At 69.7% G+C, this 12,172-nt stretch carries 11 protein-coding genes and 2 riboswitches; of the genes, 7 read left to right on the forward strand and 4 right to left on the reverse strand.

Translation table 11 applies throughout. The annotated features are described in order from the left end of the window. The first annotated feature begins 151 nt into the window (after positions 1-151). The gene (locus ADL29_RS02500) at positions 152-457 is read left to right on the forward strand and encodes a hypothetical protein (RefSeq protein ID WP_053922099.1); all 306 of its coding nucleotides are present in this window, start codon (positions 152-154) and stop codon (positions 455-457) included. 88 nt (positions 458-545) lie between these two features. Continuing rightward, on the forward strand, positions 546-1,016 hold the full coding sequence (locus tag ADL29_RS02505) for a nuclear transport factor 2 family protein (RefSeq protein WP_053922100.1): 471 nt from the start codon (positions 546-548) through the stop codon (positions 1,014-1,016). A 67-nt stretch (positions 1,017-1,083) separates the two neighbouring features. Here ADL29_RS02505 and ADL29_RS02510 read toward each other — a convergent pair whose 3' ends face one another. The 4 genes from ADL29_RS02510 to gcvT form a co-directional block, all read right to left on the reverse strand. Further along, the gene (locus ADL29_RS02510; RefSeq protein ID WP_053922101.1) at positions 1,084-2,466 is read right to left on the reverse strand and encodes an L-serine ammonia-lyase; all 1,383 of its coding nucleotides are present in this window, start codon (positions 2,464-2,466) and stop codon (positions 1,084-1,086) included. A 411-nt stretch (positions 2,467-2,877) separates the two neighbouring features. After that, complete coding sequence (gene glyA, locus ADL29_RS02515; RefSeq protein ID WP_046925898.1) at positions 2,878-4,137, reverse strand: serine hydroxymethyltransferase; 1,260 nt, start codon at positions 4,135-4,137, stop codon at positions 2,878-2,880. Between the two features lie 49 nt (positions 4,138-4,186). After that, positions 4,187-4,564, reverse strand: coding sequence for a glycine cleavage system protein GcvH (gene gcvH / locus ADL29_RS02520; protein WP_053922102.1), 378 nt, complete (start codon positions 4,562-4,564; stop codon positions 4,187-4,189). Positions 4,565-4,672: 108 nt separating this feature from the next. After that, complete coding sequence (gene gcvT, locus ADL29_RS02525) at positions 4,673-5,800, reverse strand: glycine cleavage system aminomethyltransferase GcvT (RefSeq protein ID WP_053922103.1); 1,128 nt, start codon at positions 5,798-5,800, stop codon at positions 4,673-4,675. 33 nt (positions 5,801-5,833) lie between these two features. Next, positions 5,834-5,951: riboswitch (glycine riboswitch) on the reverse strand. After that, positions 5,952-6,047: riboswitch (glycine riboswitch) on the reverse strand. 221 nt (positions 6,048-6,268) lie between these two features. Between gcvT and ADL29_RS02530 the strand changes: the two genes are divergently transcribed. The 5 genes from ADL29_RS02530 (at position 6,269) to ADL29_RS02550 (ending at position 12,132) form a co-directional block, all read left to right on the forward strand. Then, positions 6,269-6,973: an AAA family ATPase gene (locus ADL29_RS02530; RefSeq protein WP_053922104.1), complete on the forward strand. Its 705-nt coding sequence runs from the start codon at positions 6,269-6,271 to the stop codon at positions 6,971-6,973. A gap of 86 nt (positions 6,974-7,059) precedes the next feature. Further along, positions 7,060-7,932 (forward strand): enhanced serine sensitivity protein SseB, encoded by an 873-nt coding sequence (locus tag ADL29_RS02535; protein WP_053922242.1) that lies wholly within the window; start codon positions 7,060-7,062, stop codon positions 7,930-7,932. A 60-nt stretch (positions 7,933-7,992) separates the two neighbouring features. Beyond that, the gene (locus tag ADL29_RS02540; protein ID WP_078970665.1) at positions 7,993-8,832 is read left to right on the forward strand and encodes an enhanced serine sensitivity protein SseB C-terminal domain-containing protein; all 840 of its coding nucleotides are present in this window, start codon (positions 7,993-7,995) and stop codon (positions 8,830-8,832) included. A 439-nt stretch (positions 8,833-9,271) separates the two neighbouring features. After that, complete coding sequence (locus tag ADL29_RS02545; protein ID WP_046925894.1) at positions 9,272-10,270, forward strand: ABC transporter permease; 999 nt, start codon at positions 9,272-9,274, stop codon at positions 10,268-10,270. A 113-nt stretch (positions 10,271-10,383) separates the two neighbouring features. After that, positions 10,384-12,132 carry an ABC transporter substrate-binding protein gene (locus ADL29_RS02550; protein ID WP_046925893.1) on the forward strand — a complete coding sequence of 583 codons (1,749 nt, stop codon included), beginning with the start codon at positions 10,384-10,386 and terminating at the stop codon, positions 12,130-12,132. Positions 12,133-12,172: the final 40 nt, after the last annotated feature.

The raw sequence follows: 12,172 nt of genomic DNA on the forward strand, positions 1-12,172 counted from the left end.
CGGCAATGCGCCCCATGAAGAGATGACGATCGGACCAGTTCTTCGCCAAGCGGGCATGGACCGGCCCCCCGCCGAGCACCACTGTCCTGGGCGCCGACAGGCAGCCCGAGGGAACAGCGATCAGCGATCACCGCACCGCCAGGGGGACGCCATGGAACGACGACTCGATCACGCACCAACCCCCCCGACCGCCCCGGCCGCCACGCCGGGCACGGCTCAAGGCCGCTGCGCGGCCGCCGCCGCCCAGGACCCCACCCGCTGCGAGGGACCGCACGACGCCGCGACCATCGTCGACCGCCACGGCAAGGAGGTCGCCGGCTGCATCCACCACTGCGCCCGCATCCTCGCCGGCCTCGACGGCGCCCGCGTCCATCCCTTCGTCCCGGCGGCCCACGCCCTGGAGATCTACTCCCGGGCCCGCGAACTCCCGCCCTTCGCCTGGGAGATCGGCAGATAGCGGCAGCCGGGGCGGCCCTCCGGCGGCGGCCAAGATCGACGTCTGATCACCGCCAGCACGGTCCCGCCCGAACGGTCACGCTGGCCGCATGCCGCATTCATCCATGACGGACCCGGTGACCGTCCTCACCGGCATGTACGCGGCCGAGGCGGAGTATCTGGCCGCCGGAGGCCCGGGCAAGGCGTCGTTCGACCTGCTTGCCCCCTACTTCGCGCCCGATGTCGTACTGCATCAGGCCGATGCCCTCCCCTACGGGGGAACCTGGCGGGGGCATGCGGGCATCACGCGCTTCTTCCTCGCGATGAGCCGGGTGTGGGAAGCGTTCGACATGGTGGAGCAGGAGTTCCTCGCCACCGGCGAGACCGCGGTGGTGCTCACCCAGGTCCGCGCCCGCGCCCGCGCCACCGGCCGCGAACTCGCCTTCCCCGTCCTCCAGACGCTCACGGTCAGGAACGGCCGGATCACCGAAATCCGCCCGTTCTACTGGGACACCCAGGCCATCGCGGATGCCTGCGCCGGGCTCCAAGGACGCCGAGCCGCCGGGCGGTTGATCTCGTAGCGGGCCGGCCCGGACCGCGCCGAAAGGTACGAACGCGCTGGGCAGGGCCTACAGACGACCTACACCCTCAGCACTCGATGATGTTGACGGCCAGCCCGCCCCGCGCCGTCTCCTTGTACTTGACGCTCATGTCGGCGCCGGTCTCCTTCATGGTCTTGATGACCTTGTCGAGGGAGACGTGGTGGCGGCCGTCGCCCCGCAGCGCCATGCGGGCGGCGGTGACGGCCTTGACCGCGGCCATGCCGTTGCGTTCGATGCACGGGATCTGGACGAGGCCGCCGACGGGGTCGCAGGTCAGGCCCAGGTTGTGCTCCATGCCGATCTCGGCGGCGTTCTCCACCTGCTCGGCGGAGCCGCCCAGCACCTGGGCCAGGCCGCCGGCCGCCATGGAGCAGGCCGAACCGACCTCGCCCTGGCAGCCGACCTCGGCGCCGGAGATGGACGCGTTCTCCTTGAACAGCATGCCGATGGCACCGGCGGCCAGCAGGAAGCGGACCACGCCGTCGTCGTTGGCACCGGGCACGAAGTTGACGTAGTAGTGCAGTACGGCAGGGATGATGCCGGCCGCGCCGTTGGTGGGCGCGGTCACCACCCGCCCGCCGGCCGCGTTCTCCTCGTTGACGGCCATGGCGTAAAGGGTCACCCACTCCATGGCGCGCGCGGCCGGGTCGCCCTCGGCGCGCAGCTGGCGGGCGGCATTGGCGGCCCGGCGGCGCACCTTCAGCCCACCGGGCAGGATGCCCTCCCGCTCCATACCGCGCTCCACGCACCCCTGCATGACCCGCCAGATCTCCAGCAGACCGGTCCGGATCTCCTCCTCGGTGCGCCAGGCCTTCTCGTTCTCCAGCATCAGCGCGGCGATGGACAGCCCCGTCTCCTGGGAGAGCCGCAGCAGCTCGTCACCGGTGCGGAAGGGGTGCTTGAGCACCGTGTCGTCGAGCTTGATGCGGTCCTCGCCCACCGCGTCCTCGTCGACGACGAAGCCGCCGCCGACCGAGTAGTAGGTCTTCTCCAGCAGCGGGGCGCCGGAGGCGTCGTAGGCGAAGAGGGTCATGCCGTTGGCGTGGTAGGGCAGCGCGCGGCGGCGGTGCAGGATCAGCTCGCGGCTCTCGTCGAAGTCGATCTCGTGCGCGGCACCGATCTCCGCGCCGAGCAGCCGCAGCCGCCCGGTGGTACGGATCCGCTCCACCTCGTCATCGGCGGTCTCGACGTCGACGGTGCGGGGGGAGTGGCCCTCCAGGCCGAGCAGCACGGCCTTCGGGGTGCCATGACCATGACCGGTGGCGCCGAGGGAGCCGAAGAGCTCGGCGCGCACGGAGGCCGTCTGGGAGAGCAGACCGTCCTTCTTCAGCCGGCCGACGAACATCCGGGCGGCGCGCATCGGGCCGACGGTGTGGGAGCTGGAGGGGCCGATGCCGATGGAGAAGAGGTCGAAGACGGAGATGGCCACAGTGGCGGACTCCCTTGTCTGCTTGTGGTGGACGGTGGAGCTGTGGGGGTGGGGGCGGGGGGTGGAGCCCAGCCGGCAGCAGGCACGTTTCTGCACCGACTTTCGAGCGTAACCCGGACGGCGGTACGGGGCGCCGCACAGGAAGCGTCGGGTGGCCGTCGTCACGGTCAACGGAGGGTGGCCGTCGTCACGTCGGCCGGGTGGCACGGCCGCACCGGCACGCAGGCCGGACGGGCGCCCGGAGACGGCCGGGCCGGGGCACGGCAAAGCCGCCGCAGGAACGCGGAGCTACGAGGAGGTGGCGGAGAGTGAGGGTGGCGGCGGCCCGCGACGGGTGTGCCCGCGGCGCACGGGCCGCGGACACACCTGCCGTGTCACACCGGGACGGGCCGGGTCACCGGCCCTGTCGCGTCACAGCGACGGGTACAGCGGGTACTTCTCCGCCAGCGCGGTGACCCGGGCCTTCAGGGCCTCGGTGTCGTACGACGGCTTGAGCGCCTCGGCGATGATGTCGGCGACCTCGCGGAAGTCCTCGGCCTGGAAGCCGCGGGTGGCCAGCGCCGGCGTACCGATGCGCAGGCCGGAGGTGACCATCGGGGGGCGGGGGTCGTTCGGGATGGCGTTGCGGTTGACCGTGATGCCGACCTCGTGGAGGCGGTCCTCGGCCTGCTGGCCGTCCAGTTCGCTGTTGCGCAGGTCGACCAGGACCAGGTGGACGTCGGTGCCGCCGGACAGGACGGAGACGCCGACCTCGGTGACGTCCGGCTGGACCAGACGCTCGGCCAGGATCCGGGCGCCCTCGAGGGTGCGCTGCTGGCGCTCCTTGAACTCCTCGGAGGCCGCGACCTTGAAGGAGACCGCCTTCGCCGCGATGACGTGCTCCAGCGGGCCGCCCTGCTGACCGGGGAAGACCGCGGAGTTGATCTTCTTGGCGAGCTCCTGGGTGGACAGGATGACACCGCCGCGGGGGCCGCCCAGCGTCTTGTGGGTGGTGGTCGTCACGACGTGGGCGTGCGGGACCGGGCTGGGGTGCAGGCCCGCGGCCACCAGACCGGCGAAGTGCGCCATGTCGACCATCAGGTACGCGCCGACCTCGTCGGCGATCCGGCGGAAGGCGGCGAAGTCCAGCTGCCGCGGGTAGGCGGACCAGCCGGCCACGATCAGCTTGGGGCGGTGCTCCTTGGCCAGGCGCTCGACCTCCTCCATGTCGACCAGGTTGGTCTTCTCGTCGACGTGGTAGGGGACGACGTTGTAGAGCTTGCCGCTGAAGTTGATCTTCATGCCGTGGGTCAGGTGCCCGCCGTGCGCGAGGTTCAGACCCAGGATGGTGTCGCCCGGCTTGATCAGCGCGAACATCGCGGCGGCGTTGGCCTGCGCGCCGGAGTGCGGCTGGACGTTGGCTGCCTCGGCGCCGAAGAGCGCCTTGATCCGGTCGATGGCGATCTGCTCGACGACGTCGACGTGCTCACAGCCGCCGTAGTACCGGCGGCCGGGGTAGCCCTCGGCGTACTTGTTGGTCAGGACGGAGCCCTGGGCCTCCATGACGGCGACGGGGGCGAAGTTCTCCGACGCGATCATCTCGAGGGTGGACTGCTGGCGGTGGAGCTCGGCATCGACGGCGGCGGCGACGTCGGGGTCGAGCTCGTGGAGGGAGCTGTTGAGAAGCGACATGAGTCTTTCCTGGAGGGGTCAGGGGGCGCGGTGGCGGGGCCGGAAGGGCTCAGACCTGGATGAAGGCGGCGTACTCGTCGGCCGACAGCAGCTTGTTCGGCTCGCCGCTGATCTTCACCTTGAACAGCCAACCGCCCTCGAACGGCTCGGAGTTCACCAGCGAGGAGTCGGCGAGGACGTCCTCGTTGATCTCGACGATCTCGCCGTTGACGGGCGCGTAGAGATCGCTGACCGACTTGGTCGACTCCAGTTCACCGCAGGACTCGCCCGCCGTGATCGTGGCACCGACCTCCGGAAGCTGGACGAAGACGACATCGCCGAGCGCATTGGCGGCGTGCTCGGTGATGCCGACCGTCGACACGCCGTCCTCGGCGGCCGTCAGCCACTCGTGCTCTTCGGTGTAGCGCAGCTGCTGGGGGTTGCTCATGGCTCGATTCTCCTGTACGCGAGGGTGTGATCGTGAAAGGGGTGGTGCGCGTCTTGCACAGTGAGACGGCAGCGGGTGGCGCTTCCGCGCGGCTCCCGCGGTGAACCGTTACTTCTGCCGCTTGTAGAAGGGCAGCGCGACGACCTCGTACGGCTCATGGGTTCCACGGATGTCCACGGCGACACCCTCGGTGCCCGGCGTGGCGTACGCCGCGTCCACGTAGGCGATGGCGATCGGCTTGCCGAGGGTGGGGGAGGGGGCGCCCGAGGTGACCTCGCCGATGACCGTGCCGTCGGCCGCGACGACCTGGTAGCCGGCGCGCGGGACGCGGCGGCCCGAGGCGATCAGGCCGACAAGCTTGCGCGGCGGCTCGGTCTCGGCGCGCTCGGCGGCCTCCGCCAGCGCTGCCCGGCCCACGAAGTCACCGTCGTTGGTGGTCTTCTCGAACTTCACGACCCGGCCCAGGCCCGCGTCGAACGGCGTGGTGGCGGTGGTCAGCTCGTGCCCGTACAGCGGCATGCCCGCCTCAAGGCGCAGCGTGTCGCGGCAGGAGAGCCCGCACGGGACCAGCCCGGCGTCCTTGCCCGCCTCGCTGAGTGCCTCCCAGAGGGCGACCGCATCGGCCGGCCGGACGAACAGCTCGAAGCCGTCCTCCCCGGTGTAGCCGGTACGGGCGATCAGCGCGTCCACACCGGCGACGGTGCCGGGCAGGCCCGCGTAGTACTTGAGGCCGTCCAGGTCGGCGTCGGTCAGGCGCTTGAGGATGCCGGGGGACTCCGGTCCCTGGACGGCGAGCAGCGCATACCCGTCGCGGTCGTCGCGGACCGCGGCGTCGAAGCCCGCCTGCCGCTCGATCAGCGCGTCCAGCACCACCTGGGCGTTGGAGGCATTGGCGACGACCATGTACTCCTGGTCGGCGAGCCGGTAGACGATCAGGTCGTCGAGGATGCCGCCCTCGGCGTTGCAGATCATGGTGTAGCGGGCGCGGCCGGTCGTGACGCCGCCGATGTTGCCGACCAGCGCGTAGTCGAGGAGTTCGGCGGCCTGCGGGCCGGTGATGGTGATCTCGCCCATGTGGGAGAGGTCGAAGAGGCCGGCGCGGGTGCGGACGGCGACATGCTCGTCGCGCTCGCTGCCGTAGCGCAGCGGCATGTCCCAGCCGGCGAAGTCGGTCATGGTCGCGCCGAGCGCGCGGTGCGTGGCATCCAGCGCGGTGCGGCGGGGGGCATCAGTCATGGTTCTGGGCTCCCAGGCATGGGTGACAAGACGTTCTCCCCATCTGTCATCGGAACCTGAGAGGTTCACCGGGATCCCGCGAACGGACCCGGTTTGCACCTTGGGTGGAGCCGCCCCTTCAGCCGGGCAGTGGCTCGCTTTTCAGATCTGCCTCGCCCGCGCGGTATAGGGGCCTGAGAGATTCAAGGGAGGACTTGCTCCTTCGGCGCCCCGCCGTGGCGGCCGGGGACTCTCCCGCGCGGATTCAAGCGGCCGGTATGCAGTTGGCTGCGCACAAGTGAGCAGTGATGCGCACGTGGCGCCGACATCATTGCACGGGATCGCCCGAACGAGGAGGGGCGGCCGTCACCCGGCTCACCAGCTGGGCAGATCCGGCAATCGTCTTGATGGGAATTACCGTTTCTTGACACTCTGCGGGGAGGGAACGGGGCCGAACCGGCCCCGAACCGGACCGGAGGTGCGATCACGGTGCACAGCGAAACCGCATTCGCGACAACGTCAGGGGTCGCTCCCCACGGGCCGGAGGCCGCTGCCCACAGGCCACAGGCCGCGTCCCCCGGAGTCGTACGGCCCGGCCGCGGTGCCGACGTCCTGGACCTCAGGGACACCGGCGGCCACCCCGCCGAGCTGCACTTCCCGGCGGGCGACCTGGTGGTGGTCTCCGGGCTCCCGGGCAGCGGCAAGAGCACCCTGATGCACCGCATCGTGCCGTCGCTGGACGGGCGCGGCGCCGCGGTGCACCGCATCGATTCGCAGGACGTCCGCGAACTCTGGGAGCGCGGCAGGCTGCGCGCACTGCCGTACGGGATCTACCGCCCGCTGGTCCGCGCCGCGCACTATGCCGGGCTGCACCGCGCGCTCCGCTCCGGCGACAGTGTGGTGGTGCACGACTGCGGGACGCTCGCCTGGGTGCGGCGCTGGCTCGCGCGGTCGGCCCGGCGCGGGGGCCGCGGGCTGCATCTGGTGCTGCTGGACGTGCCGCCTCAGGTGGCGCTGTCCGGGCAGGAGTCGCGGGGGCGCGGGGTCTCGGGGTACGCCTTTGCGCGGCACCGGGGCGCGGTGGGCCGGCTGGTCGGGGCGGCCGCATCGGGACGGCTGCCCAAGGGAGTCGGCTCGGCGGTGCTGCTGGACCGGCGGGCGGCGAGCGCGCTGGAGACCTTCCGCTTCGGCTGATGCCCGACCCTGCCCGGCGCCGGAAGGCCACCACGTAGGGTTGCAGCCGAGCGCAGCGCACGGCGGTTCGGAACGGGTGGATGCAGATGACATTTCCGGAGCAGGGGAACTTTCCGGAGCAGGGGAACCTTGCGGGGCAGGGGGACTTTCCGGGGCAGGGAGGCTTCCAGGACCACGGGATACCCCAGCTGTCCTGGCCCGCGAACGAGCTCGAAGAGGTGCTGACGGCCGCGGTCGGGCATCCGGGTGCGGGCGGCCGGATCGTGGAGGTCCTGGGCCGCAGCCGGGTGTGGGTGCCGCTGCCCAACGGCGGCGGTCCGGAGAGTGCGGGGCCCGGCGGCCGCGGGCTGGACCTGCCCACCGTCGACATCGGGGGCGTCGTTTACGTCCCGGTCTTCAGCTCCGAGCAGGAGTTCATGAAGGCCGTCGGGCCGCATATGTCCTTCACCGTCGCCCCCGCCCGGGAGTTCGCCCGCGGCCTGCCGCCGACGATGGGCATCGCGGTCAACCCGGACGGCACCGCCGGTGTCCCGCTGCCGCCGCCCGCGGTGGCCGAACTGTGCCGGGTGCAGCGCGGCGAGGCGGACGCCGGGCTGCCCGGCGGCGGCCGGGTGCGGCTCTTCGAACCGGACTGGCAGGAAGAGCCGGTGGACTTCCTGGCCGCGGCCGGACTGGAGTTCTCCGGTGCCGGAATTGTCCTGACTGCCCGTCGTGCCCTGGCAAGTGTCGAGGGCGACACGCCCGCGCTGTTCGTCGGAGTTCAGGCCGATGCCGCCCCCTCCGCGCTGCAGGACGGCTCCGCCCGCGACGCGGTGCTGAACGCCCTCGGACGTGCGCTCGGTGCGGTGCCGGTGCCCTGGCCCGTGCAGCTGGTGATGCTCGACATCGCGCAGGGCGATCCGGTCGCCGACTGGATGGTGGAGCGCGTGCGGCCCTTCTACGCCCGGGACCACTCGTAAGCTGGTGGGACGACGGGCGGGCGACCCCACACGCCCGGCCACGGAGAAGGGACGGACCACGTGAGCGCGGGTGCGCATCAGGGAGCGGCCGCGGCCGGTCAGGTCGAGCAGATGCTGGCGCAGGTCTCGCCCGGTCGCTACGACGCCTATGAGGCGCTGCTGCAGGCGCTCGCGGGCGGTCAGGTCTGGATGCTGCTGTGGCAGGGCCGCGCCGGGATGCCCGATGCGCAGTACGGGAACATGGAGGTCGAGGGCCTGGGTTATGCGCCCTGTGTGACCTCCGCGGCCGAACTCGCCGCCTCCGGCTGGAACCGCGACCACGAACTCGTCACCGGACCCGAGATCGCCGCCTCGCTCTTCCCCGACCGCTGGGGCCTGTGGCTCAACCCGCACGCTCCCGGCGGCGGCGTCGGCATCCCCTGGCTGGATCTGCGGCGCATCGCGGGCGGTCTCGACCGGCTCCCCGCCGGACCGCTGCGGATCTCCGAACCGGTCATCGACATCCCGCAGTTCTATGCCCTGTTGTCCCAGAATGCCCACCGTACGCCCGCCGTACGGTCGTTGCGCCGGGCCTGGGTGCAACCCGCCCTCGGTGCCCCGTATCTGGCGATCGGCCTGGATCTGTACGACACCGGGCAGCACGCCGTGGACTCGGTGCGCCTGATGATGCAGCAGTCGATCGGCGCCGTTCCGGATGGTTTGCCCGTATCGACCGTCGCCATGAACGACGAATACGACCCCGTCGGCATGTGGCTGCGCGCCTGCGCCCGCCCCTTCTTCGACCGCGACGGCTACGGCCAGGCGCCGGGCCAGATGCCGGCCCAGCTGCCCGGTCAGCTGCCGGGTCCGCCGCCCGGCCCCGCGCCCACGTACGGCTACGGCTACCCGCGTCCTTACTGACGGCCGCGCCCGTACTGACATCTTCGTCAGTACCGGGCGCCGTCATCCCGGCGCCGGTGTTGGGGCGAATTCACCCCATGCGCCCCGCGGTTGACTTCCCTTTTTCCCGGCATTCGCCCCGCTCAGGCGGAACTCCCGTCCGTATAACGGAACACCTCGGACCACATCACAGTTACGCATCCATTCACCTCCAGGACTGGTGAGTGATCGCTAATCGGATGAAGACTCCGGACACCACAGAGCTTCGGCTCTTTGTACGACCGATCATCCGAACCGGCATTACGCGAATCCCCGGCTATTCCTGTGGGGGAATTCCCGTGCTGCCCGCTCGACTTGCCCGGCCGCGTCCGCTGCGGCCGTTGCACCAGTGATGTGAACCAAGCCGCTACCGCGGCGGGCATGGGCCGATCACCATCGGCCGAGAGGGGTCAAAGGCACCGTGACCGCACCGATCGAGACCACCGGGGCGGCTGCTGAGGCGCAGCCGGAAGCGGTGCTGAAAGGCGTGGAGGGCAAGCGCATCGAAGGGCGCTCGCTCGGCCAGATCGCGCTGTTGCGTTTCCGGCGCGACAAGGTCGCGGTGGCGGGCGCCATCGTTGTCATCCTGCTCGTCGTCCTCGCGGCGCTCTCCCGCCCCCTCCAGGCCCTGCTCGGCCTGGACCCGGACAGCCTCAACCGACACCTCATCGACCCCAACACCACGCTGCCCAAGGGCGACTTCGGCGGGATGAGCGCCGATCACCCGCTGGGCGTGGACCCCAAGTTCGGCCGGGACCTGCTCGCCCGCATCATCGAGGGCTCCTGGGTCTCGCTGATCGTGGCCTTCGGCGCGACGCTGCTGTCCGTCGCCATCGGCACCGTGCTCGGTGTGGTCGCCGGCTTCTACCGCGGCCGGGTGGACGCGTTCATCAGCCGCATGATGGATGTCTTCCTCGCCTTCCCGCTGCTGCTGTTCGCCATTGCGATCTCCGCATCGCTGCAGGGCGGCGCATTCGGCATGGAAGGCCTGCCGCTGCACATCTCCGTGCTGATCTTCGTGATCGGCTTCTTCAACTGGCCGTACATGGGACGCATCGTGCGTGCCCAGACGCTGTCGCTGAGGGAGCGCGAATTCGTGGACGCCGCCCGCGGCATGGGCGCCCGCGGCCCGTTCATCCTCTTCCGTGAACTGCTGCCCAACCTGGTGGGGCCGATCATCGTCTACTCGACGCTGCTGATCCCCTCCAACATCCTCTTCGAGGCGGCGCTGAGCTTCCTGGGCGTGGGCATCCAGCCGCCCCAGGCGTCCTGGGGCGGCATGCTCAACCAGGCGGTCAAGTACTACGAGGTCGACCCTCAGTACATGATCGTCCCCGGCCTCGCGATCTTCGTCACCGTGCTCGCGTTCAACCTGCTCGGTGACGGTCTGAGGGACGCGCTGGACCCGCGCAGCCGCTGATTTCCGCCGGCATCCGCGCCGAGCAGCCGCAACAGCCTCAAAGCCTCAAACCCTCAAAGCCTCGATGACGTAGCGAGTGACTTTTCCGACGAACGAAGGGGATCCCCACCACCATGCGAAGGTCATATCCGGTCGCCGCGATAGCGGCCATCACCAGCGCGGGCCTGCTGCTGTCCGGGTGCAGCGGGGGCAAGGACGCCGAAGGCGACGGCAAGGCCAACGCCGCCACCACGGGCGTCGTCAACGCCTCGGACGAGAAGGGCGGCACGCTCAACTACGCGATCAGCGATGCTCCCGAGTCGTTCGACCCCGGCAACACCTACTACGCCTTCGTCTACAACTTCAGCCGGCTCTACGCCCGCCCGCTGACCACCTTCAAGCCGGGCCCCGGCAAGAAGGGCAACGAGCTGGTCCCGGACCTCGCCGAGTCGATGGGCAAGCCCTCCGACGGCGGCAAGACCTGGACGTACAAGATCCGCAAGGGCCTGAAGTACGACGACGGCTCCAAGATCACCTCGCAGGACGTCAAGTACGCGGTCGAGCGCAGCAACTTCGCCCGCGACACGCTGTCGCTGGGCCCGAACTACTTCCAGCAGTTCCTCAAGGACAACGACGGCGGCTACAAGGGCCCGTACAAGGACAAGTCCAAGGACGGCCTGAAGTCCATCGAGACGCCGGACGAGCAGACGGTCGTCTTCCACCTGAAGAAGCCGTTCGCCGAGTTCGACTACCTGGTCAGCGCCCCGCAGACGGCTCCCGTCCCGCAGGCCAAGGACAAGGGCGCGGACTACACCAAGGCCGTGGTCTCCTCCGGCTCCTACAAGTTCCAGAGCTACGAGGAGGGCAAGCAGCTCACCCTCGTACGCAACCCGAACTGGTCCGCCAAGACCGACCCGCTGCGCAAGCAGCTGCCGGAGAAGATCGTCCTGAAGCTGAAGGTCGCCCAGTCGACCATCGACAAGGACCTCCAGGCCGGCAACACCCACGTCGACATGGCCGGCCGCGGTGTCGACGGCCAGACGCAGGCCAAGCTCCTGATGGACTCCAAGGAGAAGGGCAACACCGACAACGCGCTCGGCCAGCGCCTCGTCTACACGGCGATCAACACCAAGGTGAAGCCGTTCGACAACATCGAGTGCCGCAAGGCCGTCGAGTACGCCATCGACAAGAAGGCCGTACAGACCTCCCTGGGCGGCCCGATCCGCGGTGCCATCGCCTCCACGACGCTGCCCACCGACATCGACGGCTACCAGAAGTACGACCTGTACCCGCAGAAGTACAAGGGCGACAATCTGGACCTGACCGAGGCGAAGAAGCACTGGGACAAGTGCGGTGCGGGCAAGACCAACACCACCATCCTGGCGCGCAACGACCGTCAGGACGAGGTGGACGCGGCGACCACGGTCATCGACTCGCTGAAGAAGATCGGCGTCAACGCCAAGATCCAGTCCTATCCGACCAGCAAGTACTTCTCGGACTACGCGGGTGTCCCGAAGTTCAACAAGAAGAACAACGTCGGCCTGATCATGATGCAGTGGGGCTCGGACTTCCCGACCGGCTACGGCTATCTGCAGCAGATCCTGAACGGCAAGGCGATCAGCCAGTCCGGCAACACCAACCTCTCCGAGCTGGACGACCCGGAGATCAACAAGCTGCTCGACACCGCCATCGCCAACACCGACAAGGCCGCCCGCGAGAAGGCGTACGCCGAGATCGACAAGAAGGCGATGGAGCAGGCGGCGCTGGTCCCGCTCACCTACTTCAAGGTCCTGATGTACCGCTCGCCGAAGGCCACCAACCTGGTGTCCACCTCGGCCTTCAGCGGCGAGTACGACTACCTCAACATCGGCGTCAAGAAGTAGCAGCCCTGGAAGGCAGGTGAAGGCATTGGTGTCCGCGGGC

The organism is Streptomyces chattanoogensis (assembly GCF_001294335.1).
Taxonomy (GTDB): Bacteria; Actinomycetota; Actinomycetes; order Streptomycetales; family Streptomycetaceae; genus Streptomyces; species Streptomyces chattanoogensis.

Coding starts and splice junctions, on each gene's coding strand:
- ADL29_RS02500 (WP_053922099.1), top strand. CDS start 152: ATGGAACGACGACTCGATCACGCACCAACCCCCCCGACCGCCCCGGCC.
- ADL29_RS02505 (WP_053922100.1), top strand. CDS start 546: ATGCCGCATTCATCCATGACGGACCCGGTGACCGTCCTCACCGGCATG.
- glyA (WP_046925898.1), bottom strand. CDS start 4,137: ATGTCGCTTCTCAACAGCTCCCTCCACGAGCTCGACCCCGACGTCGCC.
- gcvH (WP_053922102.1), bottom strand. CDS start 4,564: ATGAGCAACCCCCAGCAGCTGCGCTACACCGAAGAGCACGAGTGGCTG.
- gcvT (WP_053922103.1), bottom strand. CDS start 5,800: ATGACTGATGCCCCCCGCCGCACCGCGCTGGATGCCACGCACCGCGCG.
- ADL29_RS02535 (WP_053922242.1), top strand. CDS start 7,060: ATGACATTTCCGGAGCAGGGGAACTTTCCGGAGCAGGGGAACCTTGCG.
- ADL29_RS02550 (WP_046925893.1), top strand. CDS start 10,384: ATGCGAAGGTCATATCCGGTCGCCGCGATAGCGGCCATCACCAGCGCG.